This is a genomic window from Mesorhizobium sp. B3-1-7 (assembly GCF_006439385.1).
Taxonomy (GTDB): domain Bacteria; phylum Pseudomonadota; class Alphaproteobacteria; order Rhizobiales; family Rhizobiaceae; genus Mesorhizobium.
The window spans coordinates 120601-147378 of sequence record NZ_VFTL01000015.1; the positions used below are offsets into that span (position 1 = coordinate 120601).

Here is a 26778-nt window from a genome sequence, read left to right on the forward strand (position 1 = left end):
AGCGCGGGTTCAGCCCCGGTCCGATCGGCAGCAACGCCCGCCGGACGCCGAAAAGCGCATGGATAACGAGCGCGACGGCGAGCGAGCGCAAGACTCGCAGTCGAATGACAGTCCGTCGGACGACAACAAACCCGGCCTCATCAGACGCCATCCCTACATAGCGGCGATCGTCGCCATCCTCATCCTGTTAGTCATCGCGGCCGTGGTCATCTGGTGGATCAACGCGCGACAGTATGAATGGACCGACGACGCCTTCATCGACGCCCGCACGGTGACGATCGGCGCGGAAATTGCCGGACGCATTACCGATGTCGCCGTCACCGACAACCAGCCGGTCGAGGCCGGCGCCGTGCTTCTGCGCATCGACGACAGCGATTATCAGGCCTCGCTCAAACAGGCACAAGCCGGCGTGGTTGCGGCGCAGGCCGATATTGCCAATGTGCAGGCCCAGACCGAGGCGCAAAACGCCAAGATCGATGCGGCCGAAAGACAGGTGGCGCAGGCGCAGGCAGCACTCGAATTCGCCAAATCCGAGGACCAGCGCAACCGTGAGCTCCTGGCCAAGGGCACGGCGACGCAACAGCAGGCACAGCAGGCCGCTTCGACCTTACGCCAGGACCAGGCAGCACTCGATACCGCCAACGCCAATGTCGAGGCGGCGAAAAGCCAGGTGGCTGTTCTGCAGGCACAAGGCAAGAGCGCCGAGGCCAAGCTTCGGCAAGCTGAGGCCACCGAGAACCAAGCCAAGATCACCCTCACCCGCACGACCATCACGGCGCCCGTCGCCGGCCATGCCACCAACATCACGGTGGCGAAAGGCACCTATGCGCAGCCCGGCCAGGTGCTGATGATGTTCGTGCCCAACGACGTCTGGGTGAAAGCCAATTTCAAGGAGACACAGCTCGACCTGATGCGACCGGGCCAGCCCGTCGATATCGCCATCGACGCCTATCCGGAAAAGACCTTCCATGGCCATGTCGACAGCGTTCAGGCCGGCAGCGGCACGGCCTTCAGCCTGCTTCCAGCCGAAAACGCCACAGGCAATTTCGTCAAGGTGGTGCAACGCGTGCCGGTCAAGATCGTGTTCGACCAACCGCCCGGCGTCTATCTCGGTCCCGGCATGTCGGTGGTGCCGACGGTCAAGGTACGATGAGCGATGCCGCAGCAGCTCAGGGTAACGAAAGCCGGTCGGCGGCCGGCGGGCGCAACCCCTGGCTGATCGCGATCGTCGTCTCGATCGCGACCTTCATGCTGGTGCTCGACACCTCGATCGCCAATGTCGCGCTGCGCAACATCGCCGGCAGCCTGGCCGCCGGCATGGACGAGAGCACATGGGTGATCACCACCTATCTCGTCGCCAACTCCGTCATCATTCCGGTCAGCGGCTGGCTTACCAGCATCATCGGTCGAAAGCGCTATTACATGATCTGCGTGGCGACCTTCACGCTGGCGTCGCTGCTGTGCGGGCTGGCGCCCAATCTGCCGACGCTGATCGCCTTCCGCATCCTGCAGGGGCTCGGCGGCGGCGGCATGGCGCCGAGCGAGCAGTCGATCCTGGCCGACACGTTCCCGCCTGAGAAACGCTCCCAGGCCTTTGCGCTCTACGGCATCGCGGTGATCGTCGCCCCGACGGTCGGGCCGACCATCGGCGGCTGGCTGACCGACAATTTCTCCTGGCACTGGATTTTCTTCATCAACGTGCCCTTCGGCATCATGTCGCTGGCGCTCGTGCAATGGCTGGTGATCGAGCCCGACATTCTCGAACGCGAGCGCCGCGAGCGGTTGAGCAAGGGGCTGAAGGTCGACTGGATCGGCTTCATCCTGGTGGCGATGGCGCTCGGCTGCCTCGAAGTCTTTCTCGACGAAGGCCAGCGCAACGACTGGTTCGCCTCGACCTTCATTACCACATTCGCCGTGATCTCGGCGGTGTCGTTCCTGCTGCTTGTTCCGTGGGAGTGGACGAGGCGCGATCCGATCGTCGACATCCGCCTGCTTTTCAGCCGGCAGTTCGGCATGTCGTTCCTCGTCATGATGGCGGTGGGCGCCGTGCTCTTCAGCACCACGCAGCTTTTGCCGCAACTGCAGCAGACCACCTTCGACTACACCGCCACCCTTTCCGGTCTGTCGATGATGCCGGGCGGCATCGCCATGCTGATGCTGATGCCGATTTCGGGCCTTGCGGCCGGTGTCGTTCAGCCGCGCTATCTCATCATGATGGGCATGTCGGTGATCGCGGTCGCGCTTTGGCACATGACCTCGCTGACGCCCGACGCCAGCTTCGGTTTCTTCGCCTATGCGCGCATCTACATGATGATCGGCCTGCCGTTCCTGTTCATCCCGATCTCCACCGCCGCCTATGTCGGCCTGCCGCCGCAAAAGACCGACCAGGCATCCTCGCTGATCAATGTCGCCCGCAACATCGGCGGCAGCATCGGCGTGTCGCTGTCCAACACTGTCATCGCCCAGAACGCCCAGTTGCATCAGTCGGTGCTGGTCGGCCACACGGCGCAGTCGAGCGAGGCCTATCAGCAGACTCTCCGCCAGGTGACGGACCATTTCGTCGCCGAGGGCTCGCCGCTGATCGAGGCCAAGCAACAGGCCGTCGGCTGGATCGGACAGGAAATCGGTCGCCAGGCTTCACTGCTCGCCTATGTCGACGTCTTCTTCTATTGCGCAATAGCGACGGCGCTGCTCGTGCCGTTCACCTTGCTGCTCCGGGCGCCGAAGCCCGGGCCTGGCAAACAGCAGGACAGCCCCGCCGTGTGACAGAGCCGCTTGGAGTGTTTCACCGCAACGCGATGGCGTGCTCATCAAGCGCAACTCCCGGTAACGACAAAGTGTCCACCCCGCCCTGCGGCTCGGCACGGTGGAGCCTCAGTCCGATGCTAGCCCCCTGCTTGGGGGAAACTCGAAACAATGGAGATCGCAATGAAAGCCGCAGCACGTGTTCTTGCCTCTATCGCTCTCGCGGGATTTGTCACCACCGGAGCCATGGCGGCGATGTCGACAACGACAACCACGCCCGCCGCCACCACGACAACGACCACGGCGCCAACCACGAAGAAGCCGAAAACCGCCATGACGCCCGAAAAGACCGCGATCTCGAAGCAATGCTCGACGCTCGCGGATCAAAAAGGCCTCCACGGCAAGGATCGCGAGAAGTTCCGCTCGGACTGCAAGAAGAACGGCGGCAAGGCACCGAGCTGATCCGCCGGATCACCTTCCCGGCACGTCCCTGATTTCCATCGCACAGCGAAATAGCCGACCGAGCGGCTGAGGCGATGATACAGTGCTGAGACCCCGGCATGTCCGGGGCCTTTCACGTCTTCCAGAGCAGCTTAGACCGCAACGCCCGAAAATTCGGCGCATGCAAAAGGATGCTTGCGCGTCAATTTCCGTCGGGCGATGGTGCGGCAACTTTGGAGGGGACCATGCGCAACATCACGATATCGGCACTGCTGGCGATAGCCACCGTCCATGCGACCGCGGCCAACGCGTTGGACAGCAGCAATACGCCAGTCGTGGTGACGCCGTTGGCATCGAAGACCACGACCGCGTCGGGCCAGCCGATCACGCTGCCGCAGAAGAACGTCGAGGTTCAGGTCTCGTCCTACCAGATCGCTCCGGGGGCGACCTTGCCCGTGCACAAGCACCCCTTCCCGCGCTACGCCTATGTCGAGCAAGGCACGCTCAAGGTGACCAATGTCGAGACCGGCGCTGCCAACACCTATAAGACCGGCGACTTCATCGTCGAGATGATCGGGCAATGGCACCAGGCCACCAATATCGGTGCCGATCCGGTGAAGCTTCTGGTGATCGACCAGGTCGAGCAAGGCGCCAAGAACACGATCCTGAAACAGTAGCCGGCGAAGCGCCGGCTTCGAAGCGGGCACCCGCCTCTCGCCTCACCCCCAGGCGCCTACCGGTTGCCGCGTGGTGGCGTTCAGCCGGTTGAACGCATTGATCAGCGCGATCTGGATCACCAGGGCGGCGAGCGCCTTGTCGTCATAATGGCGCGCGGCCTCGTCCCAGACCTCGTCCGGCACCGCGTCGGAACGATCGGCCAGGCGCGTCGCGGCTTCCGTCAGCGCAAGCGCCGCGCGTTCGGCTTCGTTGAAGTACGGCGTCTCCCGCCATGCCGACACGGCGAAAATCCGCTCGTCCTTCTCGCCGGCCTTCTTCAGCTCACGCGCATGCATGTCGACGCAAACGGCGCAGGCGTTGATCTGACTGGCGCGCAGATGAACGAGCTTGCGCGTCACATAAGGCACGTCGCCGGCTTCGGTCGATTTGTCGAGCGCCAGAAGCGCCTGCAGTGCGCCGGGAATGAGCATCACCGGGTTCTTCAATCTTGCTTCCATCGTCGGTCTCCTTGCCAACAGGGTTCGCACCAATCAATAACCTTTCAGTTATGAGTTATGCATAACTTTGCAGTTATGTATTGTCAAGCACCTCCATGGCTGGACCGATCGTTGCGGCTTTCGCGGCGGCCCGCCCGATGCTAGGGCTGCGCATCTCGTCGAAAGCATGGATGGAAACCGGTGGCGGACACGCAAAAACCCCTGATCGAAATCTGCGTCGAAGGCATTGACGGGCTGCTTGCCGCCCAGGCCGCCGGCGCCGACCGGGTCGAGCTCTGCGCCAGCCTCATCGAAGGCGGCATCACGCCGAGCATGGGCACGGTGCGCGCCGCGCTCGAAAGCGCGACCATTCCCTTTCATGTCATCGTGCGTCCGCGCGGCGGCGATTTCCTCTACAGCGAGGCCGAATACCGCTCGATGCTCGCCGATGTCGAAGCGCTTCGCGAGCTCGGCGTGGCCGGCGTCGTCGTCGGCTGCCTCACTGCCGACGGCGCCATCGACGAAGCGCGCATGAGCGCGCTGGTTGAGGCTGCCGGCCCGCTCAACGTCACCTGCCATCGCGCCTTCGACATGACGCGCGATCCGGTCGAGGCGCTCGAAGCCTTGATCCGCTGCAAGGTCGGCCGCGTGCTGACCAGCGGCCAGCGCGATACGGCGGTCGAAGGCGTCGAGCTTCTGGCGGAGCTCGTTCGCCAGGCGGGCGCGCGCATCATCATCCTCGGCTGCGGCGCCCTCGCGCCCGACACGATCGGCGAGGTGCGCAGGCGGACCGGACTGACCGAGATGCATTTCGCAGCACTGGCGGACGTGCCGAGCGCCATGCGCTACCGCAACCCGAATGTCGGCATGGGCGGCGCCGACCTCGATCGCGAATACCGCAACACGGTGACCGACCAAGCCAAGGTGGCGGCGACGATCGCGGCCGCGAGAGCCTGATGGCGAAGACGATGAGCAAGGAATTGTTGCCGATCGAACAGGTCTCGCCCGCCGATGAGGCCGCCATCCTCGCCCTCAACAACGAGCATGCGGCGGAGTTGTCCTGGCTCGAGCCGGAACGGCTCTCATTCCTGCTCAGCGAAGCATTCTACACCCGCCGCATCGGCGCGCTGGAAGCCTTCATCCTGTGCTTCGACCAGGATGCAAACTACGACAGTCCGAACTTCCTCTGGTTTCGCGAGCGCTATCCGCGCTTCGTCTATGTCGATCGCGTCGTCGTGGCCGCGGGCGCCCGCGGCCGCGGCCATGCCCGCCGGCTTTATGAGGACCTGTTCGAGCAGGCTCGCCTCGCCGGCCACACCATCGTCACCTGCGAGGTCAATGCCGATCCACCCAACCCGGCCTCCGACGCGTTCCACGCAGCGCTCGGCTTCGCCGAGGTCGGCGACGCAGTGATCCACGGCGGCAAGAAATCGGTGCGCTATTGGGCGAAGCCCATCGCCGCCTGAACGCTGCTGGCCAGGAAAACAGGCCGCAGCTAATATATCGGCTCCGCTGGCTGGGGGCGACATCATGGCGAGCAATGTCTTCCGCTTCGACGAAAGCTGGGACATCCCGAAGGCACGCCGCAGGAACCTGATCTCACCAGTTGCGGTTGAGCCAGCCGCGTGTGGGTTTTTCGACGATATAGTAGCTGGCCAGCGCGCAGGCGAATACAGCCGCCAGCATCGGTATCGGCGCGCGACCGTGTTCATCGACGAATTTGTAGAAAGGCTGCTGCCAGAGATAGAGCGAATAGGACCACAGGCCGAGCATCACCATCGGCCGCGACGACAGCGGCCCCGCCAGGTAGCCGCCCGCGAAGTCGAGCGTGTTGACGGCGAGCGCCAGCAGCGGCACGCCGACAAGATAGTGGATCGTGGTCGGCACCGGATCGAGGAACAGCAACAGGCCGCCAACCGCCGCCGCCAGCGCCACATGCTGGCTTTGCAGGGAAGCCGGCAGGCGCCCGTCGGCCTTGAGCAGGCAGATCGCGGCGGACAGCAGGATCGAGGCGATATGCACGTCGGTCCGCCAGTAGGTGGTCTCGTAGCCCATGCCGAGAACCCCGTACGAAATGGCGCCGTTGGCCATTGCCAGCAGCGCCAGCACGACCAGCAGCCGCACGACGTTCGTTCTTCCGGTTACCACCACGCTGATCAGCGCGAGCAGGATATAGGAATGCTCCTCGACGCAGAGCGACCAGATGTGGTCGAGCGCGCCGGCGCGGGTGATCAGGATGCCGGCGTAATTGTAGGTGAAGGTCAGCGCCGTCAGCGCCGCCTTCCACTTGAAGGCAATGAAGGTCCCTGTCAGGCCGATCATGGCGGCAATCACGAACACCAGCAGCGCTGGATAGATGCGCGAGAAGCGGCGCTTGAAGAATTTCTTCAGCGGAAAGCGCTCGATGAACAGGATTTCGCCCATCAGCCGGCCGCTCAGCACGAAGAAGAACTCGACGCCGAGCACGCCGAGATTGAGTCCCGGGACCGGAAAGAAATGGCCGATCAGCACCATCGCGATCGACAGGCCTCGCCAGCCGTCGAGATAGGCCAGTCTTGTCCTGGCTTCCCTGTCGATTGCGGCCCGCGGCAGGACAACGGACGCTGCGGAGATGTCGGTCATACCGTGCCTTCGCAACTCGAGATCCGGATGCGAAGCGTTGCCCGCGTCTCGGACCGTCTGGTATTCCCGCCGGAGTCATTTTGCAGTGCGGGATATTATTGTGCAAGTGCGAAACCGCGAATACTCAGGTAATTCCCGCCAAGTCGTTGCGAGTACAAAAGAAAAAGGGGCCGCGGGGGCCCCTTTCCTTCACCCAGGCTGAGAGCGTTCAGGCGTTGGCGGCGGCCACGGCACGCTTGGCCATCACCGCGATCAGATTGGCGCGATAGTCGGCGGAGGCATGGATATCGCTCATCAGCCCCTTTGCCGACACTTTGAGGCCGCCGAGCGCCGCGACGTCGAAATTCTTCGCCAGCGCCGCCTCGATTTCCTTGGAGCGGAAAACGCCGTCCTCGCCGGCGCCGGTCACCGCCGCCCTCACCCCGTCCTTGCCCTTGGTCACGAACACACCGACGATGGCGTAGCGCGAAGCCGGGTTGCGGAACTTCTGGTAGGCCGCCTTGGCCGGAGCGGTAAAGCTTACCGCGGTGACGATCTCGCCTTCCTTCAGCGCAGTCTCGAACAGGCCCTTGAAGAATTTGTCCGCCGCGATCTCGCGCTTGTTGGTGACGATCGTCGCGTCCAGGGCCAGCAGCGCGGCCGGATAGTCGGCGGCCGGATCGTTGTTGGCGATCGAGCCGCCGATCGTGCCTTTATAGCGTACCGCCGGATCGCCGATCAGGGATGCCATATGCGCAAGCGCCGGGCAGGCCTTCTTCAGCTTGTCGTCGGTGGAGACGTCGTAATGCGTCGTCGCGGCGCCGATGGTGACCGTCTTGCCGGACACCTTGACGCCTTGCAGGTCCTTCAGCCGCGAGACGTCGACGAGGTCCGAGGGCGCCGCGAGCCGCGTCTTCATGGCGGGGATCAGTGTCATGCCGCCGGAGAGCAGCTTGGCGTCGCCATTCTTGAGTTGCCTGGCGGCGTCGGCGACGGAGGAAGCGCGATGGTAGTTGACGGAATACATGCTCGTTCCTCCTCAGTGCTTCGTCGCGCGGATGGTTGCCCACACCGTCGCGGGCGACGCCGGCATGGCGATGTCGACGACGCCGAGCGCATCGGTGATGGCGTTGATGACCGCCGGCGGCGAACCGATGGCGCCGGCCTCGCCGCAGCCCTTGATGCCGAGCGGATTGCCAGGGCATGGCGTGTTCGAGGTCGAGACCTTGAAGGACGGCAGGTCGCCCGCGCGCGGCATGGTGTAATCCATGTAGCTTGCCGTCAGAAGCTGGCCGCTTGAGTCGTAATGCGCGCCTTCCAGCAACGCCTGGCCCACGCCCTGGGCGATGCCGCCATGCACCTGCCCCTCGACGATCATCGGATTGATGATGTTGCCGAAATCGTCCGCCGCGACGAACTGGACGATCTCTGTCGTGCCGGTTTCGGGGTCGATCTCGACCTCACAGATGTAGCAGCCGGCCGGGAAGGTGAAGTTGGACGGATCGTAGAAGGCCGTCTCCTTCAACCCGGGCTCCATGCCGGCCGGCAGGTTGTGGGCGGTGTAGGAGGCAAGCGCCACCTGGAACCAGGGCAGGCTCTTGTCAGTGCCCGCGACCTTGACCTCGCCATTCTCGATGACGATGTCGCCCTCGTCCGCTTCGAGCAGGTGCGCGGCGATCTTCTTGGCCTTGGCCTCGACCTTGTCGAGGGCCTTGACGATGGCCGACATGCCGACGGCGCCGGAACGCGAACCATAGGTGCCCATGCCCATCTGCACCTTGTCGGTGTCGCCATGCACGATCGAGACCGAGTCGATCGGCACGCCGAAGCGCTGGGTGACCAGTTGCGCGAAGGTCGTCTCATGGCCCTGGCCATGGCTGTGCGAGCCGGTCAGCACCTCGATTGTGCCAACGGCATTGACGCGCACCTCCGCCGATTCCCAGAGGCCGACACCGGCGCCGAGCGAGCCGACCGCCGACGACGGCGCCAGGCCGCAGGCCTCAATGTAGCAGCTCATGCCGATGCCGCGCAGCTTGCCCTGCTTAGTGGCGTCGGCGCGGCGCTTGGTGAAGCCGGCATAGTCGGCGGCTTTCATCGCCGCATCGAGCGAAGCGTTATAATCGCCCGCGTCATAGGCCATGATCACCGGAGTCTGGTGCGGGAAGGACGTGATGAAGTTGCGGCGTCTGAGTTCCGCCGGCGGCACGCCAAGCTCGCGCGCCGCGGTTTCCATCATCCGCTCGAGCACGTAGGTGGCCTCCGGCCGCCCTGCCCCGCGATAGGCATCGACGGGCGCGGTGTTGGTATAGACGGTGCGCACATTGGCGTGGATCGCCGGGATGTTGTACTGGCCCGACAGCAGCGTGGCATAGAGATAGGTCGGCACGCAGGACGAGAACAGCGACATGTAGGCGCCGAGATTGGCTATTGTGTCGACCTTCAGACCGGTGATGCGGTTGTCCTTGTCGAAGGCCATCTCCACCGTCGAGACATGGTCGCGGCCATGCGCGTCCGACAGGAAGCTTTCGGTGCGGTCGGCGACCCATTTGACGGGAACGCCGGTCTTCTTCGATGCCCACAGGCAGACGATCTCTTCCGGATAGATGTAGATCTTGGAGCCGAAGCCGCCGCCGACATCGGGCGCTATCACGCGCAGCTTGTTTTCCGGCGCGACATTGTAGAAGGCGCTCATCACCAGCCGCGCGACATGCGGGTTCTGCGACGTCGTCCAGCAGGTATAGTGGTCCTCCGCCTTGTCGTAGTGCCCGAGAGCCGCGCGCGGCTCCATCGCATTCGGCACCAGCCGGTTGTTGACGATCTTCATGCGCGTGACATGGGCCGCCGACCTGATCGCCGCGTCGGTGGCCTTTGCGTCGCCGAGCTCCCAGTCGAAGATCAGGTTGTTCTCTGCCTCGGCATGGACCTGCGGCGCTCCGGGTTGGATGGCCTTGGTGGCGTCGACGACGGCCTTCAATTCCTTGTAGGTGATCTCGACCGCTTCCGCCGCGTCGCGCGCCTGGCCCTTGGTGTCGGCGATCACGATGACGACCGCGTCGCCGACATAGCGCACCTTGTCGACGGCCAGAGGCGACCACGCGCCCATCTTCATCGGCGTTCCGTCCTTGGAGTGGATCATCCAACCGCAGATCAGATTGCCGATGCCGTCGGCCTTGAGCTCCTTGCCGGTGAGCACGCCGACGACGCCGGGCATCGCTTGCGCCTTTTTCACATCGATCTTCTTGATCTGTGCATGCGCGTGCGGACTGCGCACGAACACGGCATGTTTCATGCCGGGGACCACCATGTCGTCGACATAGCGGCCGCCGCCGGTGATGAACCTCTTGTCTTCCTTGCGCGCCACGCGGGCGCCGACGCCTTCGATACCCATTTGCGGAAATTCCTCCGGAATTAAGGGAATAGGCAGTAGGGGGTTAGGCAGTAGTGAGGGGCTCGCGGTCGTATCGCCGTTTGCCTTATTCCCTATTGCCACTGCCTACTCCCTAAGCTGCCTGCTTCGCCCTGCCCTTGGCGCCCTTCGCCATCGTCTCCGATGCGGCGAGGATCGCCTGGACGATGTTGTGGTAGCCCGTGCAGCGGCAGATATTGCCTTCGAGCTCGGCGCGCACCGTCGCCTCGTCGAGGCCCTCGGGATGGCGCGCGATCATGTCGGTCGCCGCCATGATCATGCCCGGCGTGCAGAAGCCGCATTGCAGCCCATGATGCTCCTTGAACGCGGCCTGCACCGGATGCAGCTCGGCGCCGTCGGCGAGCCCCTCGATGGTGACGATGGTCGAGCCCGAGGCCTGCGCGGCCAGCATGGTACAGGACTTCACCGCCCGGCCGTCGACATGCACGACGCAGGCGCCGCATTGCGATGTATCGCAACCGACATGCGTTCCGGTGAGTCCTAGATGTTCCCTGAGGAAATGCACCAGAAGCGTTCGGTCCTCGGCGTTCCCGCTGACCCGCCTCCCGTTTACAGTCAACGACACGTCCGACATGCAACCTCCCTGGGTATCAACCTTGGTCATTGCCGAATGCCGCGCTTGTGCTTCGGCAGTGCGTTATTCGGGTAGCGTACAACGGGCAAAACAGCGCTGCCAGCGCCGGTTCCATTGTACTTTCGATCATGGCGAAAGCTATGTGCAGCGCAGCAACCGGCCCCATTGCCAAAACCGGGATTGAAGGCAAAGATGCCTTCGACGCGAAGCGTGCCTGACACGCATAAGAAAAGACACGCACAAAACAGCGTTGGAGGAAATTGCGGAGACGGCAGCTGGCCAGTTCGAGCACACGCTATGCATCGGGCCTTTCGGCGCTCACCACGGATGAGCCCGACCCGAATGCCTTTGCGCGCGCCATCGCGGCCGAAGCGGCGGCTGTCGACGCCGGCTTTGCGCTTCTGTTCTTCTCCCAAAGCCTGGTCGACGCGGCGGCGCTCGCGCAAGCGCTGAAGGTCCATGCGCCGTCGCTCGCCTATGCCGGCTGCTCGACCGCCGGCGAAATCACGCCGCAGGGACTGGAGGAAGGGCATGCCCTTGCCCTGCTTTTGCCGTCGGCGTCGTTTTCGACCGTCAGCACCATGGTCGAGAACCTCTCCTCCTCCGGCATGGACGGGATCACCGGCGAGGTCGTGGAGCTGCGGCGCCTGCTGCGCTGCCGCGCCGGCCAGGAACGGGTGAAGAGCGTGTTCGCCCTCTGCTTCATCGACGGGCTTTCCTATGCCGAGGAAGCGGTGACCTCGGCCATCCACTGGGGATTGGACGACATCCCGCTGATCGGCGGCTCGGCGGGCGACGACCTGAAATTCGAGACGACCAGCCTGATTTCGAACGGCAAGGTCACGTCCGACAGCGCCATCATCGTGCTGGTCGCGACCGAGATCCCCTTCCACGTCTTCAAGACCGACAATTTCATTCCGACCGACGAGAAGCTGGTGGTGACGTCGTCCGACCCGGACCATCGCATCGTGCGCGAATTCAACGCCACCAACGCGGCGGAGGAATACGCGGCCTCGGTCGGCACCGTGGCGCAGGCGCTGACGCCGCTAAGCTTCGCCTCCCATCCCGTCGTGGTGAAAGTGGCCGGCGAATATTACTGCCGCTCCATCCAGCGCATGCATGTCGACGGCTCGCTGTCGTTCTTCTGCGCCATCGACGATGGCGTCGTTCTGTCCATCGCCCAGCCGAAGAACATGGTGGAAGCGACGCGCGCCGCGTTACAGGACGCCGAACGCAAGCTGGGCGGCATCGACATGATCCTCGGCTTCGACTGCGTGCTGCGCCGGCTCGATGCGCGCAACCGCCAGGTCTACCGTGACATTTCGGAGCTCTACCGGACCAACAAGGTCATCGGCTTCGGCACCTATGGCGAGCAGTACCGCTCGATGCACCTCAACCAGACCTTTACCGGCATCGCCTTCGGCGAGCCCCAGGCAGCCGAGTAGCGAGATGCCGCTTCGCGATATCAATGACCTCGAAAGGCTGAAGAAGATCAACGCGGCCCTCGTCAGCCGCGTCGAGCGTTCGATGGACCAGCAGGGCAATGCCTTCTCGCTGTTCCAGACCGCCATCTCGCTGGAAAACCGGGTGCGCAACCGCACCGAGGAACTGCACGCGACGCTGCGCCGGCTCGAACAGTCGAACATCGACCTCAGCGAGGCGAAGGAGAACGCCGAACTGGCGAACCTCTCCAAGACCAGGTTCCTCGCCGCCGCCAGCCACGACGTGCTGCAGCCGCTCAACGCCGCGCACCTGTCGGTCTCTGCGCTGGCCGAGGTCCAGGCCAGCGAGGAAGGCAGGAAGCTTGTCCGGCAGGTCGAGCGCTCGCTGGAGACGATGGAAGACCTCTTGCGCACACTGCTCGACATCTCGAAGCTCGACGCCGGGGTGGTGCAACCGGAAGTCGTCGACGTCAGCCTGGAGGCGCTGTTTTCCTCGCTGCGCTCGGATTTCCTGCCCGAAGCGGAAAAGAAAAGCCTGTCGCTGAAATTCAGGCCGGTGAACGTGGTGGTGCGCTCCGACCGCACGCTGCTCAGGCGCATCCTGCAGAACATTCTCTCCAATGCGCTGCGCTACACCCGCTCGGGCGGCGTGCTGGTCGGCACCAGGCATCGCGGCGACATCATCCGCATCGACGTCGCTGACACCGGCTGCGGCATTCCCGAGGACCAGCGTGAGGCGGTGTTCGAGGAATTCCACCGCGGCACCTCGACGCTTAACAATGCGGAACTCGCCGGCGGGCTCGGCCTCGGCCTCGCGATCGTGCGCCGCATGGCGGCGGCACTCGGCCACCCCATCACCTTTTCCTCGAAGGTCGGGCGCGGCACCATCTTCCATATCGACGTGCCGGTCGGCATGGCCACGGCCGAGCCGGCGATGGCCGCCGCCGACATGGAGCGGCCGCGCGGTTACGGCCTGTTCGGCACCAGGGTGCTGCTGGTCGAGAACGACATGGACGTGCTCTCGGCCATGACCTCGCTGCTCGAGCGCTGGCAATGCCTGGTGCGCGCCGCCACCTCGACCGACGATGCGCTCGACCTGCTCGGCGACACCGCCTGGGTGCCCGACATCATCATCGCCGACCAGCATCTCGACGGCGGCGACCTCGGCACCTCAACGATAGCCGAAGTGCGCGACTATCTAGGCCGCCCGGTGCCCGCGCTGATCGTCACCGCCGACGGCTCCGAGCTCGTTGCCAAGGCGGCGCGAGCAGCCGGCATCGAACTGATGCGCAAGCCGCTAAAGCCTGCGCAACTGCGCGCGCTGCTGGCGCATCTGCTGGCTTAGAAATGCCGCTTCAAAACCCGGCCTGGTCCCGAAACAGCTCCGCATTGTCGAGCTTCGACACCTCGATCACCGCTTGCGTGCGACTGTAGACGTTGAGCTTGCGCAGGATCTCGGAGACATGTGCCTTGACGGTGGTCTCGCCCACCTGCAGTTCGTAGGCGATCTGCTTGTTGAGCATGCCCTGGCGCAGCATCTGCAGGACTCTCAGCTGCTGCGGCGTCAGCCTGGCCAGGCGCTGTACCATGTCGGCGCGGTCGGTGCTGTCGGGATCGGGCGGCTGGCCTTCGTAATTTTCCGGCACATAGACCGCGCCATCCATCACCGAGCGGATGGCGGCGGCGAGATCGCTCTTGCGGGCCGATTTCGGGATGAAGCCGGCGGCGCCGTAGGACAGCGCCTCGGAGATGATCTTCGGCTCCTCATAGCCCGACACGATCACCACTGGCAGCCGCGGATAACGGGTCCTCAACTGCAACAGCCCCTCGAAGCCATGCACGTCGGGCATGCTCAAATCGAGCAGCGCGAGGTCGAACGGCTTGGCGTCGGCAAGAAGCTCGATCGCTTCCGCGATCGAGCGCGCCTCCACCGTATCGACATCCGGATAGGCCATCTGCACGGCGCTGTGCAGCGCCTCGCGAAACAGCGGGTGGTCGTCGATGATCAGGAAGCGGGCGCGATCGCTGACGGAGGTCATTGCACGGGTTCAGGCTTCGGTTCGGTTTCAGCCGGCACAGGATAGTCCCGTGATCATGGCCAGATTATTGGCAAATAGTACACGCCCAATGGTACGGCGCATTGTCACTGAAACGACAGGCCGATGTGCGGGGACGTCGAGTCTTGCCCACGGGTCGAAATCGGCCGAAGGTGCTAACGATTCATGCCAGCACAGAGAAAAACCATGCCAGAATTCGTCCTTCCGCCGCCGACGATTGCTTCGGTTGCCGTCGCGGGCGCGGCGGAGCGGTTTGCCGTGCGCCGCATCTTCTGCGTCGGCCGCAATTACGCCGCGCATGCGCGCGAGCTCGGCAATGACGAGCGCGATCCACCCTTCTTCTTCACCAAACCGGCCGACGCGGTGGTCGACAGCGGCGCCGAGATCCCCTACCCGCCGCTGACCTCGAACCTGCACCACGAGATCGAGCTGGTCGTCGCCATCGGCGAGGCCGGTTTCCGCATTCCGCGCGCCGAGGCGCTCGCCCATGTCTGGGGCTATGGCGTCGGCGTCGACCTCACCCGCCGCGACCTGCAGGATCAGGCGAAGAAAGCAGCCCGTCCCTGGGACTGGTCGAAAGCTTTCGACCAGTCGGCGCCTTGCGGCCCGCTGGTTCCAGCCGCGAAATCAGGACATCCGGAAAAAGGCCGTATCTGGCTTGCCGTCAACGGCGCGGTGAAACAGGACGGCGACCTTGCCGAGCTGATATGGCCGATCGCCGATATCGTCTCGATTTGCAGCGAGGCGGTCGAGCTTCGGCCCGGCGACCTGATCTTCACCGGTACGCCGGCCGGCGTCGGAGCGGTCCAGGTGGGCGACAGGATCACCGGCGGCGTCGACGGCATCGGCGAGATCACGGTGGCCATCGGGCAGCCGAGGCGATGAGCGACCTCGTCCTTCACAACTACTACCGCTCCTCCACCTCCTACCGGGTGCGGATTGCGCTGGAGATGAAGGGGCTGGACTACACCTATGTGCCGCATCATCTGCGCCACGGCGAACATCTCGAGCCCGCCTATCTCGCGGTGAACCCGCAAGGCCTGGTGCCGGCGCTGGTGTTGGACGGCGGCACGCTTTTGACCCAGTCGCTGGCGATCATCGAATATCTCGACGAGGTCCAGCCCGAACCGCCGCTGCTGCCGAAGGATGCGCTGGGCCGGGCGCGGGTGCGGATGCTGGCGCAAATGATCGCCTGCGACATCCACCCCGTGAACAATCTGCGCGTGCTGACCTCGCTGCGCACCTTGTTCGGCGCCGGCGACGAGGACGTCGTCAACTGGTTCCGGCATTGGGTGAATGAAGGTTTCCAGCCGCTTGAGAAGATTCTGGCTTCGTCGCCCGAGGCCGGCGCGTTCTGCCATGGCGACACGCCGGGCCTGGCCGACATCTGCCTCGCCGCCCAGGTGACCAACAATGCCCGTTTCGGCGTCGATATGGCCCCCTATCCGGTGATCGCGCGCATCAACGCCGCCTGCATGGCGCTGCCGGCGTTCCAGAAGGCTGCGCCGCAGAACCAGATCGATGCCGAGTAGGGAAGCCATAGACGCCGAGGAGGCCAAGGCACTCGCCGACATCGAAGAGTACGGCTGCCACATTCTCTATGTGCTGGAGGAAGACGAGCATCCGCCATTCGCATACTCGGTCGGGATAGAGCACAATTTTGGCGTCCCTGAATTGGTCGTTATCGGGCTCAAGCCGGACCTTTCGCTACCATCATCAACGAGTACTGCAGACGCGTGCGCGGCGGCGAGAGGTTCAGCGTCGGTGCGCGGGCGTCGGGTTTCCTGGGAGGAGGCTTCGATTGTCAGTTCGGTGCGGTCCATCCCGATCACTACCCGGAATATTTCGGTTGGGACATATGGTTCTACGACGGGCCGGATTTCCGGATCGTGCAGCTTGTCTTTCCGACAACTTCCGGGATTTGGCCGTGGGATGTCGAGGCTGATGAATGGTTTCGCGAACGGCAGCCGCTGCTCGATACTCCGCCGCCATAACTAGCACCCTACCCTCACCGTCGCGGCCCAGAACGCCAGCGCCGCCAGTCCGATGCCCGCACCAAGCGCGCAAACGCCGATCCAGCCCAGGCGCCATAGGTGATGGTCGAGGCAATCGAGCCCAGCGCGCTGCCCAGTGAGTAGAAGATCATATAGCCGCCGACCAGGCGACTGCGGGCGTCCGGCGAGCGAAGATCAGGCTTTGATTGGTGACGTGCACGGCCTGGATGGCGAGATCAAGCATGAGGATGCCCAGCACCAGCAGCCAGAGCGAGGACCCCATGAAGGCGATCGGCAGCCAGGCAGCAGCCATCAGCGAGAGGCTGAGGCCGGTCACCAATTGGCCCTCTCCGTTCTGGTGGCGCTGCCGCCAGCCAGCGGAGTAACTGATCGGTCCGCCAGTCGCGGCGCTGGCAGAATCGATTTCCGGCCGACCAGCGGTGGAATCGGCTATCGTCAACTCAAAACGCACCAATGGTGGGAGTTGCCGATGAAAGCCGTCGTCTTCGAGAAATTCGGTCAGGCGCCGACGATCCAGACCGTTCCCGACCCGAAGCCGGCCGCCGACGGGGTGGTCATCAAGGTCGAGGCGACCGGTCTTTGCCGCAGCGACTGGCATGGCTGGATGGGCCATGACGACGGCATCACGCTGCCGCACGTTCCCGGACACGAGTTGGCGGGCGTCGTCGTCGCCGCCGGCAAGCAGGTCAGCCGCTGGAAGGCCGGCGATCGCGTCACGGTGCCCTTCGCGGTCGGCTGCGGCCGCTGCTTCGAATGCACCTCAGGCAACCATCAGGTCTGCGAGCACCAGTCCCAGCCGGGTTTCAACGCCTGGGGCTCGTTCGCCGAATATGTCGGCATCGAGCACGCCGACACCAATCTCGTGCGCCTGCCGGAAGAGATGGAATTCGCTACCGCCGCCAGCCTCGGCTGCCGCTTCGTCACTTCGTTCCGGGCCATCGTCGACCAGGGCCGGGTTACGCCCGGCGAATGGGTGGCGGTGCATGGCTGCGGCGGCGTCGGCCTGTCGGCGATCATGATCGCCAGCGCCATGGGCGCCAATGTGATCGCCATCGACCTCACCGACGAGAAACTGGAATTTGCGAAGAAGATCGGCGCGGTGGCGACGATCAACGCCTCGACGACGCCGAACGTGGTCAAGGCGGTCAAGCAGATCACCAATGGCGGCGCGCATATGTCGATGGACGCGCTGGGACACCCGACCACGTCCTTCAACTCGATTGCCAACCTGCGCCGGCGCGGCCGCCACGTTCAGGTCGGCCTGATGCTGGGCGAGCACGCCCGGCCGCAGGTGCCGATGGACAAGGTGATCGCCTTCGAGCTCGAAATCCTCGGCAGCCACGGCATGCAGGCCTACCGCTACTCCGCGATGATGGAGATGATCCGCACCGGCAAGCTGAAACCCGAACTGCTGGTCGGCAAGAAGATCAGCCTCGAGGAAGCGCCCGCGGCCCTGATGGCGATGGGCGGTTTCGAGGGCATCGGCATCGGGGTGGTGACGAAGTTCTGAGCAATTCCAGGAAAAGTGTGAAACGGTTTTCCGTCCGGAATTGCGTCAAAACAAATCAGTAGGCGCCTACCGCGCGAACTTCTTCGCCCCGAACACGCAGGCCACGACGCCCAGCGTGACGACCACCATCATCGGGCTGACCTGCTCATGCAGCAGGCTCGCCGCCAGCGCCAGGCCGAAGAAGGGCTGCAGCAATTGCAGCTGCCCGACGGCGGCGATACCGCCTTGCGCGAGGCCGCGATACCAGAACACGAAGCCGATCAGCATGCTGAACAGCGAGACATAGCCAAGGCCGATCCAGGCGCCGGAACCGATGGCCGCAAAGGATGGCGGCAGCGTCGCGAAGCTCAACGCCAGCATCACCGGCAGCGACAGCGCCAGCGCCCAGCAGATCACCTGCCAGCCCCCGAGCTTGCGCGACAGCTTGGCCCCTTCGGCATAGCCCAGCCCGCAGACGATGATCGCGCCGAGCATCAGGCCGTCGCCGACCGGCGAGGCAGTCAAGCCTTGCGACAGGGCAAAGCCCGCGACCAAAGCGCTGCCCAGGCACGAGAACAGCCAGAAGGCCGGGCGCGGACGGTCGCCGCCGCGAAGCGCGCCGAAGATCGCGGTCGCCAGCGGCAGCAGGCCGACAAAGATGATCGAATGCGCCGAGGTTACATGCTTCAGCGCCAGCGCCGTCAGCAACGGGAAGCCGACCACGACACCCAGCGCGACGACGACGAGCGAGATCAGGTCGCTTCGCTCCGGACGCCTCTCGCGGAACAGCAGCAGCATCGCAACCCCCAGCAGACCAGCGATTGCCGCCCTGGCCGCCGTCAGGAAGGTCGGGTCGAAATCCATCACCGCCACCCGCGTCGCCGGCAGCGACCCGCTGAAGATTAGCACCCCGATGAAGCCGCTGAGCCAGCCGTCAAAACTCTTTTCCATCATCTGCTCCGTTTGCGCTTCCGTACGAGGCAGGTCATGGCGTTACCAGAGACAATGGGGTACAATTCCACAAAACTGTAATGGTAATTCGGGCAGTACGGATGACAGACCTCGCTCTTGAAAATAATGGCTCGCGCACGCTCGTCGAAAGCGTGATGGCGACGATCCGCCATCGCATCGCGGCACGCACGCTGACGCCCGGCGCGCGCCTGCCGTCGATCCGGGCTCTCGCCAAATCCTTGCAGGTGTCGAAATCAACGGTGGTCGAAGCGTATGAGCGGCTTGCGGCGGAAGGCGCGATCCGTTCGCGGCCGGGCTCGGGTTTCTACGCCGCCGGCCAGCTCGCGCCGCTGTCACTTGCCGAGATCGGTCCCAAGCTTGACCGGGCCGTCGATCCGCTCTGGGTGTCCAGGCAATCGCTCGAAGCGGGCGAGGAGATGCTGAAGCCCGGCTGCGGCTGGCTGCCCGCGTCCTGGATGCCGCAGGCCGCCTTGCGCCGGGCACTGAGGACCGCGGCCCGAGCGGACGACGTGGCGCTTGCGGACTACGGCACGCCGCTTGGCCTGCCGCCGCTTCGCCAGTTGCTGGCACGGCGCATGGCCGAGCACGGCGTCGAAGCCTCGCCCGACCAGATCATGCTGACCGATTGCGGCACCCAGTCGATCGACCTTTTGTGCCGTTTCCTGCTCGAGCCCGGCGACGCGGTGCTGGTCGACGACCCCTGCTATTTCAACTTCCACGCCCTGTTGCGCGCCCACCAGGCCAAGGTGATCGGCGTGCCGTACACACCTTCGGGGCCGGATATCGAGCACTTCGCGCAGGCGCTCGCCGAGCACCGGCCGCGCCTCTACATCACCAATTCCGGCATCCACAATCCGACCGGCGCGATCCTGTCGCCTGTCACCGCGCATCGGCTCCTGAAACTCGCCGACCAGGCGGACCTCACCATCGTCGAGGACGATATCTTCGCCGACTTCGAGCACAGCCCTGCCCCAAGGCTCGCGGCCTTCGACGGGCTGCAGCGTGTCGTCCAGATCGGCTCCTTCTCCAAGACGCTGTCGGCCTCGGTGCGCTGCGGCTTCATCGCCGCGCCACCCGACTGGATGGAGGGCCTCACCGATCTCAAGATCGCCACGACATTCGGCGGTGCGCGGCTGTCCTCGGAATTGGTGCTGAGCCTGTTGAAGGACGGCAGCTACCGCAAACATGTCGAACAGTTGCGCACGCGCCTGTCGCGTGTCATGACCGAGACCGCCGCCAGGCTGAAAATGATGGGCATCACGCCCTGGATCGACCAGCCTGCCGGCATGTTCCTCTGGTGCCGCCTGCCCGACAGCATCGACGCCGCCGACGTCGCCCGCCATGCGCTTTCGGACAATGTCGTGCTGGCGCCCGGCAATGCCTTCAGCCTGTCGCACACCGCCGGCCGCTTCATGCGCTTCAACGTGGCCCAGTGCGCCGACGAGCGTATTTTCACCGCCCTGGAAAGAGCGGTCGCCGCATCCCGCCGCAAGGCGGCATAAGCGCGACCGTCGGTTGCCCGAGCGGCCTTCGTCTGGTAGTGAAACCGTGAGCACGCATGCCAGCCGGCATGCGCATCGTCACCGGGACCGACGGCCATGGGATCCAGCAAGTCAGCAGACAAATAAGCCGCAACAGCGCTTCGTTGTTGCGGCAGTCTGTCCCGTCATTCCCGTGAGCAATTCCAGGAAAAGTGTAAAGCGGTTAGGCTCGGCCCTTCGCCGTAGCCTTCCGCCCGGAATTGCGTCAGAAAAGACTGAGGCAGATCGCCGCCGAATGTCACCATTTGAGCGGAACTCTCCTCATGTCTTCTCCGAACCAGCCGACATGGACCTTGTCCATGCCAGCAGCCTTGCTGCTTTTGTCTCCCTTCGACGTCCTGGCCTCCCTCGCCATGGATATCTACTTGCCCGTAGTGCCGATCATGCCGGGCGCGCTCGGCACCTCGACGGCCGTGGTGCAGCTGACGCTCAGCCTCTACATGATCTGTCTGGGGCTCGGCCAACTTGCTTTCGGACCGATCTCCGACAGGATCGGTCGGCGCCCGGTGCTGATCGGCGGCGCCCTGTCGTTCATGGCCGCCTCCTTCCTGCTCGCCGTCACGTCGCTTGCACCGGTCTTCCTTGTCCTTCGCATCGCGCAGGCCCTGAGCGCCTCGGCCATGCTGGTCGCTGTCTTCGCCACCGTCCGCGACATCTATGCGCAAAGGCCGGAAGGCGCCGTCATCTATGGCACGCTCGGCTCGCTGCTGTCCTTCGTGCCGGCGCTGGGACCGATCGCCGGGGCTTTGATCGCCAACAGTTTCGGCTGGCGGGCGATCTTCGTCGCGCTCGGCATTCTTGCCGTGACCGCCACGCTCAACGCCTGGCCAAGATGGCGAGAAACGCGCCCGCTGACCCATGGCCCTGCCCGCGCGGGTTTCGGGCCGATCCTGCGCAGCTTCGGCTTCTGGACCTACACGCTGGCCTTCGCCGCCGCCATGGGCTCGTCTTCGTGTTCTTTTCGACGGCGCCGAGAGTGCTCATCGGCAAGGCCGGCTTTTCCCAGATCGGCTTCAGCCTGGCCTTCGCCAGCGCGGCGCTGGTGATGATCGTCGCCACCCGCTTCGCCAAAAGCTTCGTCGCGCGCTGGGGCATCGAAGGCAGCGTCAGGCGCGGCATGGCGATGCTGCTCCTGGGTGCTGCCCTGCTGGCCATAGGACAGTTGTTCGCCGAGCCATCCTTCGCGAGCTTCGTCATGCCGATGTGGATCATCGCCATCGGCATCGTCCTCACCGCGTCGGTGACGGCCAACGGCGCGCTGGCGCCGTTCGGCGAGACCGCCGGCACGGCCGTCGCGCTCTATTTCTGCCTGCAGAGCGTGATCGTTTCCGCGGCAGGCACGCTGTTCATCATCTTCCTGGATGGCGACACGGCATGGCCGCTGGCCGGTTATTGCTCGCTGATGGCGGCGATCACGCTCGCCGCGCTCGGCGTATCTGTCAAACGAGCGGAAGCAGCCTGATCCAAGGCCACACAGGCGGAGAGGCCTCCCAATGCCAAGGCGTCTCCGCCTACCGCCGCTGCGCGTATTTCCCGCCCTTGCTTGCCCGGCCTTCCCGACGAGTAGCCGGCAATTGACACGTATTTGTCTTCCGCATAGAAAATAGACAGACCTGTCTCATCACCAATCACTTGCCATGACCGAACCGACCAGGACCGACAAGCGCCGGCACATCGTTGAAACCGCCTACGGGCTGTTCAAGCGCGTGGGCTTTCACGCCACCGGCATCGACCGCATCATCGCCGAAGCCGGCGTGGCCAAGATGACCATGTATCGTCACTTCCCCAGCAAGGACGATTTGATGGTCGAGGTCCTGGCCTACCGTGCAGAGCGGTTCGATCGCCAGCTCGACCGCCTCGCCGAACAGGCGGCCACGCCCGAGCAGAAGATCGGCACAATCTTCGACTGGTACGGGCGCTGGTTCCGCAGCGCCGATTTCCACGGTTGCCTGTTCGCGCATGCCTTGGCCGAGTTCGGCGATCCGGCGCACCCGGTGTTCCAGGCCGCCGTCAGACAAAAGAACGGCCTGAAGCGGCGCATGCGCCTGATCCTCGAAGAAACGATGCCCGCCGATGCGGCGGAAAGCGCTTCGGCCGCCCTGCTGATGCTGCTTGAAGGCGCGACGCTGATGGCCCGGATGGGCCAGCCCGACGCCGCCATTCGCGATGCCCGCAGTGCAGCAATGGCCATTCTCGCCACGCGGGAGAGACCGCAATGAGCGCGACAGTCATCAGCCTGGCATTGTTCGCCGCGATCCTGCACGCCGGCTGGAACGCGTTTCTGCGAACCGGCAGCGACAGGCTTTGGACCGTCACGGTCATGAGCTTCTCGGCAACGATCGCCGCCATTCCGTTGGCGATCTTCAACCCCCTTCCGGCGGCGTCGGCCTGGCCCTATGTCATGCTCTCGGCCTGCCTTCAGGTCGGCTACAGTCTCTTTCTGGTGGCGGCCTACCGCTACGGCGAATTGGGACAGGTCTACCCGATCGTTCGCGGCTCGGTGCCGCTTCTGGTGACGCTAGGCGGTTTCGTTCTGGCGGGCGAGCGTCTGAGCTGGCATCAGTCGCTTGGCGTCGTTCTCGCCGCGCTTGGCATCATGAGCCTTTCACTTGGCAAAGGGCGCGCGGCAACGACATCAATTCTATATGCCCTGGCGACCGGCACGATCATCGCCGCCTATGCGACGGTCGATGCTATCGGTGTCCGATCGGCGGGAAGTTCAGGCGCCTACACGGCTTGGGTGCTGTTGGTCTACGGCGTGCTGCTGCCGGTCACCTTCATCATCTGCCGCGGCAAGCTCACCGTTGACTTTCGTTCGCCCGATGCGCTGAAGGCGCTCGGCGGCGGGATTTTCGCCTTGGTTGCCTATGGCGCCGTGGTCGCAGCCTTCGCGCTCGGGCCGGCCGGTCCGATCACGGCCATACGCGAGACGAGCGTGGTTTTCGCGGCGCTGATCGGACGGCTGTTCCTGGGAGAGCCCCTGACGCCGAGACGTATTGCGGCTTGCGGCGTTGTCGCTCTAGGCGCGATCTGCCTCGGCTATCAAGGGTAATGCTGTTCCCGCCGCACTAAGCCCCTGCCCGCTTGCGGCGCTCGTACATCATCACCAGCGTTTCGGCCGTCAGTGCCGGCTTCTGCTCGCCCTCGATCTCGACGGTGTTGGCTGCCTTCATAAGATACTGGCCGGGACCACGGTCCTCCATGGAAAGCAGCGTGGTGCGCAGCCTGATGCGCGCGCCGGCTTTGACCGGCGCCAGGAAGCGCACCTTGTCGAAGCCGTAGTTGAAGGCGGCCTGGGTGTTCTCCGGCACGATGCCCATCTCCAGCGCCAGCGCGCCGATGATCGACAAAGTCAGGTAACCATGCGCGATCGTGGTGCGGAACGGGCTCTGCCGTTTCGCCCTTTCGGGGTCGACATGGATCCACTGATGGTCGCCCGTGCATTCGGCGAACTGGTCGATGCGCTGCTGGTCGACCGTCGTCCAGTCGGACACGCCGAGTTCCTGCCCGGACATCGTGCGCAACTGTTCGAAGGTCGGCGGCGTTCTCGGCCGTGCTTCGGTCATCCCGGGTTTCCCATCACTCTTGCCTGTCTCCCGACCATGAAGCGGCGGCCTCTGTCAATTCGGCGCCCCGCGATTTTCGCCGGTAGAGTTGATGCTTTTGGGGCAAGCCGAGAACGCTCGGGCGACAGGGCCGGTTGCATCGCATATCGGTCGATGGTGGGTCCGAAACCGCCGGATAGGCTATTTCTTTTCGTAACCGGCGCGGATCTCCGCCATCGCATCCCTGATCCGCTCGCGCAGTATCTCGACCGATTCGGTGCTGGATTTCCGCACAAGGCCAGCCACTTCGCTGGCATTCTTCAGCGTCGTCTCGAACGACCTGCGGGCAAATTCAGCCTGCTTGGTCATGAGGTCCTGCGGATTGCCGGGCGTCTGGTAATTCTGCGCCATCCGGGTGATCTCGTGCATGGCATTCTGCACCATCTCATGCTGCCTCGCCAGCACCGAGGATGCCCCTGCCGCACCCGCCCTTGCCGACTTTTCCAGGGCTTCGAGATTCTTGCGATGATGATCCAGGATCGCCTGGACATCGACATTCGGCAGCTTGAGGTCGCGACCGAACCTGCTGAACATGTCGAGGAACGAATAGGATTCCGGTTGTTTTGCCATGCTCTGCCTCCCGTTTTGCCACGTTCGCGGCGCCCTCAAAAGCAGTTCCAGGAAAAGTGTGTAACGTTTTGCCGCCCGGAATTGCTTAAGACCCAAGGCAGAATAGTGCGTGCCGGGCCGGCGTCAATTGACCAGAAACAGCCGCTCCGCCGTATAGAGCGCCAGCCCGGCAAGCCCGCCGATGATCATGCCGTTGAAGCGGATATATTGCAGGTCTTTGCCGATGTTCGTCTCGATCAGCCACGTCAGCTGCGCCAGGTCCCAGCGCTTGACCTGGTCGGCGATGAATTTCGACACGCCGCTCTTCTGGTTTTCGACGAATGAAGCCAGCGCCACGACAAAACCCTGGTTCATGTCGGCCCTGATCTGAGCGTCGTCGGCCAGATGCCTGCCGACCTCGACGAACATGTTGGCGAGGTGCGCGCGGATCGTCGAATTCGGCGCATTGATGTCCTGCTCGATGAACAGGCGCAGGCTTGTCCACGCATCGCCGGCCAGCGCCCTCACCTCCGGACGGCCGAGAAAATCGCGCTTCAGCTTCTCGGCGCGCCTTGCATATTGCTTCGAGGTCCTGAGCCGCTCGATGAAGCCGAGCGCGAAGCGGTCGAATTCGGCGCGCATGGGGTGATCTGGATCGGCCCGCACCTCATCCAGCAGAGAGCCCGCCGAAGCGACGATCTTCTTCAAGAGATAGGCATCGGCGCGAAATAGGTTGAACAGCGACGGCAATTCCTCGCGGATCTTTTCGCGCATCGTCTCAAGCGCCTGCTCGTCGTTGAGGAAACGCCCGATCACCCTGGTGAACTCGTCGAACAGCTTCTGGTGCCGGCGATCGTCGGTCAGCGCCGACAAAAGATCGGCCGCGAGCGGCGCCAGCGGCACCTTTTCGATCTGCTCCAGCATGCGGCTGGTGACGAAGTCGCGCAGGCCGGATTGCTCCACCGCCGTCAATGTCTGCGGCACCAGCCGCGCGACGAATCGCGACAGGCCGGCTGCACGCTCGGCATCGGCCAGCCAGTCGGCGACCAGGGCGGCGAAGTCGACCTCGGCGAGCTTTTCGCGCACCGGCTCCGGCGCCAGGAAATTGGCCTCGATGAAACGGCCGAGATTGTCGGCGATCCGGTGCTGGTTCTCCGGGATGATGGCCGTATGCGGGATCGGCAGCCCGAGCGGCCGTCTGAACAGCGCCACCACGGCATACCAGTCGGCGAGCCCGCCGATCGTCGCCGCCTCGGCGAAGGCCGCGACGAAGCCGAGCCACGGATGGCTGCCCTCGAAGGACTTGGCGAGCGCAAAGACGAGGATGCACAGCGCGAGCACTGCCGCGGCGATGAACTTGGTCCGCCGCAACGCTGAGAGCTTCGCCTTGGCATCGGCGTCGAATCGAACCGGCGCGAAAGCCGGAGCTGACTGTGACATGGAAAGGCCGTTTCCTGTTTGCACCCGCATCTATCTAGTGGCTGCGCCGCCAAAACGCTCGCTCGAAGCGCAGGAGCGATATCCGGCGACTGTCCGCGCCGGCATGCACAAAAAGTTGACACGATTATTCAGCTATGTACCGGTCCAGTCTGGAATTGTTCCAAACTATGGGCCATATTCGGCCCAAGCTAATATTTCGCGAGGATACCATGCGGCTCACGCGCCAGACCAACTATGCGATGCGCATCCTGATGTATTGCGCCGCAAACACCGACAGGCTGAGCCGCATCCCCGAGATCGCCGCCGCCTATTCGGTGTCGGAACTGTTCCTGTTCAAGATCCTGCAGCCGCTGGTCGAGGCCCGCTTGGTCGAAACCGTGCGCGGCAGGAATGGCGGCGTGCGGCTCGGCCGTCCGGCCGAACAGATCAACCTGTTCGATGTCGTGCGCGTCACCGAAGAGAGCTTCGCCATGGCCGAGTGTTTCGAGAACGACGCCGCCGAATGCCCGCTGGTCGACAGCTGCGCCCTGAATTCGGCGCTGCGCGAGGCGCTCAACGCCTTCTTCGCCGTGCTTTCACGCTACACGATCGCAGATCTCGTCGCGGCGCGCCCGAATGTGCGCAGCCTGCTCGGCATCGACCTTCTGGAGCAGCGCGCGCCTGCTGCGTGATCAAGACCTGCGACCTGTTTTCTCGAGGGCCACCGCCCACCCTCGACTTCGTCAT

At 64.2% G+C, this 26778-nt stretch carries 26 protein-coding genes and 2 pseudogenes; 17 read left to right on the forward strand and 11 right to left on the reverse strand.

All coding sequences use genetic code 11. The annotated features are described in order from the left end of the window. The first annotated feature begins 58 nt into the window (after positions 1-58). The 4 genes from FJ417_RS14655 to FJ417_RS14670 all read left to right on the forward strand — a co-directional run bounded on the left by FJ417_RS14655 (position 59) and on the right by FJ417_RS14670 (position 3863). On the forward strand, positions 59-1153 hold the full coding sequence (locus FJ417_RS14655) for an HlyD family secretion protein (RefSeq protein ID WP_140783937.1): 1095 nt from the start codon (positions 59-61) through the stop codon (positions 1151-1153). Beyond that, positions 1150-2766, forward strand: a complete 1617-nt coding sequence (locus FJ417_RS14660; RefSeq protein ID WP_140783938.1) for a DHA2 family efflux MFS transporter permease subunit — start codon at positions 1150-1152, stop codon at positions 2764-2766. The genes FJ417_RS14655 and FJ417_RS14660 overlap by 4 nt, the downstream gene beginning before the upstream one ends. Positions 2767-2928: 162 nt before the next feature. Beyond that, positions 2929-3207 (forward strand): hypothetical protein, encoded by a 279-nt coding sequence (locus FJ417_RS14665; protein ID WP_140783939.1) that lies wholly within the window; start codon positions 2929-2931, stop codon positions 3205-3207. 224 nt (positions 3208-3431) lie between these two features. Continuing rightward, on the forward strand, positions 3432-3863 hold the full coding sequence (locus FJ417_RS14670) for a cupin domain-containing protein (protein ID WP_140783940.1): 432 nt from the start codon (positions 3432-3434) through the stop codon (positions 3861-3863). A gap of 42 nt (positions 3864-3905) precedes the next feature. On the opposite strand, the gene FJ417_RS14675 is transcribed toward FJ417_RS14670, so the two are convergent. Continuing rightward, on the reverse strand, positions 3906-4361 hold the full coding sequence (locus FJ417_RS14675; RefSeq protein ID WP_140647695.1) for a carboxymuconolactone decarboxylase family protein: 456 nt from the start codon (positions 4359-4361) through the stop codon (positions 3906-3908). 180 nt (positions 4362-4541) lie between these two features. Here FJ417_RS14675 and FJ417_RS14680 point away from each other — a divergent pair, with 180 nt between their 5' ends. Next, positions 4542-5297: a copper homeostasis protein CutC gene (locus FJ417_RS14680; protein ID WP_140659780.1), complete on the forward strand. Its 756-nt coding sequence runs from the start codon at positions 4542-4544 to the stop codon at positions 5295-5297. Then, a complete protein-coding gene (locus FJ417_RS14685) occupies positions 5297-5806 on the forward strand; it encodes a GNAT family N-acetyltransferase (RefSeq protein WP_181183216.1) in 510 nt (169 codons plus the stop codon). Before FJ417_RS14680 ends, FJ417_RS14685 begins: the two co-directional genes overlap by 1 nt. 133 nt (positions 5807-5939) lie before the next feature. Here FJ417_RS14685 and FJ417_RS14690 read toward each other — a convergent pair whose 3' ends face one another. From FJ417_RS14690 to FJ417_RS14705, 4 genes are all read right to left on the reverse strand, one after another. Further along, the gene (locus FJ417_RS14690; protein WP_140783941.1) at positions 5940-6962 is read right to left on the reverse strand and encodes an acyltransferase; all 1023 of its coding nucleotides are present in this window, start codon (positions 6960-6962) and stop codon (positions 5940-5942) included. Positions 6963-7170: 208 nt separating this feature from the next. After that, complete coding sequence (locus tag FJ417_RS14695; RefSeq protein WP_140647692.1) at positions 7171-7968, reverse strand: xanthine dehydrogenase family protein subunit M; 798 nt, start codon at positions 7966-7968, stop codon at positions 7171-7173. Positions 7969-7980: 12 nt separating this feature from the next. Next, positions 7981-10329, reverse strand: coding sequence for a xanthine dehydrogenase family protein molybdopterin-binding subunit (locus FJ417_RS14700; RefSeq protein WP_140783942.1), 2349 nt, complete (start codon positions 10327-10329; stop codon positions 7981-7983). Positions 10330-10441: 112 nt separating this feature from the next. Beyond that, the gene (locus FJ417_RS14705; RefSeq protein WP_140783943.1) at positions 10442-10942 is read right to left on the reverse strand and encodes a (2Fe-2S)-binding protein; all 501 of its coding nucleotides are present in this window, start codon (positions 10940-10942) and stop codon (positions 10442-10444) included. A 260-nt stretch (positions 10943-11202) separates the two neighbouring features. On the opposite strand from FJ417_RS14705, the gene FJ417_RS14710 reads away from it, so the two are divergent. Next, positions 11203-12387 (forward strand): FIST signal transduction protein, encoded by a 1185-nt coding sequence (locus tag FJ417_RS14710; RefSeq protein ID WP_140783944.1) that lies wholly within the window; start codon positions 11203-11205, stop codon positions 12385-12387. A gap of 4 nt (positions 12388-12391) precedes the next feature. After that, positions 12392-13729, forward strand: coding sequence for a hybrid sensor histidine kinase/response regulator (locus FJ417_RS14715; RefSeq protein WP_140659774.1), 1338 nt, complete (start codon positions 12392-12394; stop codon positions 13727-13729). A 10-nt stretch (positions 13730-13739) separates the two neighbouring features. Here FJ417_RS14715 and FJ417_RS14720 read toward each other — a convergent pair whose 3' ends face one another. Further along, positions 13740-14423 carry a response regulator transcription factor gene (locus FJ417_RS14720; protein WP_040981753.1) on the reverse strand — a complete coding sequence of 228 codons (684 nt, stop codon included), beginning with the start codon at positions 14421-14423 and terminating at the stop codon, positions 13740-13742. Between the two features lie 204 nt (positions 14424-14627). Here FJ417_RS14720 and FJ417_RS14725 point away from each other — a divergent pair, with 204 nt between their 5' ends. The 3 genes and pseudogenes from FJ417_RS14725 (at position 14628) to FJ417_RS14735 (ending at position 16435) form a co-directional block, all read left to right on the forward strand. Next, positions 14628-15326: a fumarylacetoacetate hydrolase family protein gene (locus FJ417_RS14725; RefSeq protein ID WP_140783945.1), complete on the forward strand. Its 699-nt coding sequence runs from the start codon at positions 14628-14630 to the stop codon at positions 15324-15326. After that, positions 15323-15973 (forward strand): maleylacetoacetate isomerase, encoded by a 651-nt coding sequence (gene maiA, locus FJ417_RS14730; protein WP_140783946.1) that lies wholly within the window; start codon positions 15323-15325, stop codon positions 15971-15973. The genes FJ417_RS14725 and maiA overlap by 4 nt, the downstream gene beginning before the upstream one ends. Then, positions 15963-16435, forward strand: a pseudogene (locus tag FJ417_RS14735) (DUF4262 domain-containing protein). Before maiA ends, FJ417_RS14735 begins: the two are co-directional and overlap by 11 nt. Positions 16436-16583: 148 nt before the next feature. On the opposite strand, the gene FJ417_RS33930 reads toward FJ417_RS14735, so the two are convergent. After that, positions 16584-16772: a hypothetical protein gene (locus tag FJ417_RS33930; protein WP_348639933.1), complete on the reverse strand. Its 189-nt coding sequence runs from the start codon at positions 16770-16772 to the stop codon at positions 16584-16586. Positions 16773-16925: 153 nt separating this feature from the next. On the opposite strand from FJ417_RS33930, the gene FJ417_RS14745 reads away from it, so the two are divergent. Then, on the forward strand, positions 16926-17966 hold the full coding sequence (locus FJ417_RS14745; RefSeq protein WP_140783947.1) for a zinc-dependent alcohol dehydrogenase family protein: 1041 nt from the start codon (positions 16926-16928) through the stop codon (positions 17964-17966). Between the two features lie 66 nt (positions 17967-18032). On the opposite strand, the gene FJ417_RS14750 is transcribed toward FJ417_RS14745, so the two are convergent. After that, positions 18033-18896, reverse strand: coding sequence for a DMT family transporter (locus tag FJ417_RS14750; protein ID WP_140783948.1), 864 nt, complete (start codon positions 18894-18896; stop codon positions 18033-18035). A 101-nt stretch (positions 18897-18997) separates the two neighbouring features. Here FJ417_RS14750 and FJ417_RS14755 point away from each other — a divergent pair, with 101 nt between their 5' ends. From FJ417_RS14755 to FJ417_RS14770, 4 genes and pseudogenes are all read left to right on the forward strand, one after another. Then, positions 18998-20419: a PLP-dependent aminotransferase family protein gene (locus FJ417_RS14755; protein ID WP_140783949.1), complete on the forward strand. Its 1422-nt coding sequence runs from the start codon at positions 18998-19000 to the stop codon at positions 20417-20419. 302 nt (positions 20420-20721) lie between these two features. Beyond that, positions 20722-21920: pseudogene (gene cml, locus FJ417_RS14760) on the forward strand (CmlA/FloR family chloramphenicol efflux MFS transporter). Between the two features lie 175 nt (positions 21921-22095). Beyond that, a complete protein-coding gene (locus FJ417_RS14765; protein WP_140783950.1) occupies positions 22096-22677 on the forward strand; it encodes a TetR/AcrR family transcriptional regulator in 582 nt (193 codons plus the stop codon). Next, on the forward strand, positions 22674-23510 hold the full coding sequence (locus FJ417_RS14770; RefSeq protein ID WP_140783951.1) for an EamA family transporter: 837 nt from the start codon (positions 22674-22676) through the stop codon (positions 23508-23510). Before FJ417_RS14765 ends, FJ417_RS14770 begins: the two co-directional genes overlap by 4 nt. A 16-nt stretch (positions 23511-23526) precedes the next feature. On the opposite strand, the gene FJ417_RS14775 is transcribed toward FJ417_RS14770, so the two are convergent. The 3 genes from FJ417_RS14775 to FJ417_RS14785 all read right to left on the reverse strand — a co-directional run bounded on the left by FJ417_RS14775 (position 23527) and on the right by FJ417_RS14785 (position 26052). Continuing rightward, on the reverse strand, positions 23527-24024 hold the full coding sequence (locus tag FJ417_RS14775) for a MaoC family dehydratase (RefSeq protein WP_140647679.1): 498 nt from the start codon (positions 24022-24024) through the stop codon (positions 23527-23529). A gap of 180 nt (positions 24025-24204) precedes the next feature. Beyond that, on the reverse strand, positions 24205-24633 hold the full coding sequence (gene phaP, locus FJ417_RS14780; protein ID WP_140710667.1) for a TIGR01841 family phasin: 429 nt from the start codon (positions 24631-24633) through the stop codon (positions 24205-24207). 123 nt (positions 24634-24756) lie between these two features. Next, positions 24757-26052, reverse strand: a complete 1296-nt coding sequence (locus tag FJ417_RS14785; RefSeq protein ID WP_140783952.1) for a DUF445 domain-containing protein — start codon at positions 26050-26052, stop codon at positions 24757-24759. A gap of 209 nt (positions 26053-26261) precedes the next feature. Here FJ417_RS14785 and rirA point away from each other — a divergent pair, with 209 nt between their 5' ends. Then, a complete protein-coding gene (gene rirA, locus FJ417_RS14790; protein WP_140647676.1) occupies positions 26262-26723 on the forward strand; it encodes an iron-responsive transcriptional regulator RirA in 462 nt (153 codons plus the stop codon). Positions 26724-26778 lie beyond the last annotated feature (55 nt).

Excerpts from the sequence above, each read along its gene's own strand:
- FJ417_RS14655 (WP_140783937.1), top strand. The coding sequence starts at position 59 with ATGGATAACGAGCGCGACGGCGAGCGAGCGCAAGACTCGCAGTCGAAT.
- FJ417_RS14660 (WP_140783938.1), top strand. The coding sequence starts at position 1,150 with ATGAGCGATGCCGCAGCAGCTCAGGGTAACGAAAGCCGGTCGGCGGCC.
- FJ417_RS14665 (WP_140783939.1), top strand. The coding sequence starts at position 2,929 with ATGAAAGCCGCAGCACGTGTTCTTGCCTCTATCGCTCTCGCGGGATTT.
- FJ417_RS14670 (WP_140783940.1), top strand. The coding sequence starts at position 3,432 with ATGCGCAACATCACGATATCGGCACTGCTGGCGATAGCCACCGTCCAT.
- FJ417_RS14675 (WP_140647695.1), bottom strand. The coding sequence starts at position 4,361 with ATGGAAGCAAGATTGAAGAACCCGGTGATGCTCATTCCCGGCGCACTG.
- FJ417_RS14685 (WP_181183216.1), top strand. The coding sequence starts at position 5,297 with ATGGCGAAGACGATGAGCAAGGAATTGTTGCCGATCGAACAGGTCTCG.
- FJ417_RS14690 (WP_140783941.1), bottom strand. The coding sequence starts at position 6,962 with ATGACCGACATCTCCGCAGCGTCCGTTGTCCTGCCGCGGGCCGCAATC.
- FJ417_RS14695 (WP_140647692.1), bottom strand. The coding sequence starts at position 7,968 with ATGTATTCCGTCAACTACCATCGCGCTTCCTCCGTCGCCGACGCCGCC.
- FJ417_RS14700 (WP_140783942.1), bottom strand. The coding sequence starts at position 10,329 with ATGGGTATCGAAGGCGTCGGCGCCCGCGTGGCGCGCAAGGAAGACAAG.
- FJ417_RS14705 (WP_140783943.1), bottom strand. The coding sequence starts at position 10,942 with ATGTCGGACGTGTCGTTGACTGTAAACGGGAGGCGGGTCAGCGGGAAC.
- FJ417_RS14715 (WP_140659774.1), top strand. The coding sequence starts at position 12,392 with ATGCCGCTTCGCGATATCAATGACCTCGAAAGGCTGAAGAAGATCAAC.
- FJ417_RS14720 (WP_040981753.1), bottom strand. The coding sequence starts at position 14,423 with ATGACCTCCGTCAGCGATCGCGCCCGCTTCCTGATCATCGACGACCAC.
- FJ417_RS14725 (WP_140783945.1), top strand. The coding sequence starts at position 14,628 with ATGCCAGAATTCGTCCTTCCGCCGCCGACGATTGCTTCGGTTGCCGTC.
- maiA (WP_140783946.1), top strand. The coding sequence starts at position 15,323 with ATGAGCGACCTCGTCCTTCACAACTACTACCGCTCCTCCACCTCCTAC.
- FJ417_RS14745 (WP_140783947.1), top strand. The coding sequence starts at position 16,926 with ATGAAAGCCGTCGTCTTCGAGAAATTCGGTCAGGCGCCGACGATCCAG.
- FJ417_RS14750 (WP_140783948.1), bottom strand. The coding sequence starts at position 18,896 with ATGGAAAAGAGTTTTGACGGCTGGCTCAGCGGCTTCATCGGGGTGCTA.
- FJ417_RS14755 (WP_140783949.1), top strand. The coding sequence starts at position 18,998 with ATGACAGACCTCGCTCTTGAAAATAATGGCTCGCGCACGCTCGTCGAA.
- FJ417_RS14765 (WP_140783950.1), top strand. The coding sequence starts at position 22,096 with ATGACCGAACCGACCAGGACCGACAAGCGCCGGCACATCGTTGAAACC.
- FJ417_RS14770 (WP_140783951.1), top strand. The coding sequence starts at position 22,674 with ATGAGCGCGACAGTCATCAGCCTGGCATTGTTCGCCGCGATCCTGCAC.
- FJ417_RS14775 (WP_140647679.1), bottom strand. The coding sequence starts at position 24,024 with ATGACCGAAGCACGGCCGAGAACGCCGCCGACCTTCGAACAGTTGCGC.
- phaP (WP_140710667.1), bottom strand. The coding sequence starts at position 24,633 with ATGGCAAAACAACCGGAATCCTATTCGTTCCTCGACATGTTCAGCAGG.
- FJ417_RS14785 (WP_140783952.1), bottom strand. The coding sequence starts at position 26,052 with ATGTCACAGTCAGCTCCGGCTTTCGCGCCGGTTCGATTCGACGCCGAT.
- rirA (WP_140647676.1), top strand. The coding sequence starts at position 26,262 with ATGCGGCTCACGCGCCAGACCAACTATGCGATGCGCATCCTGATGTAT.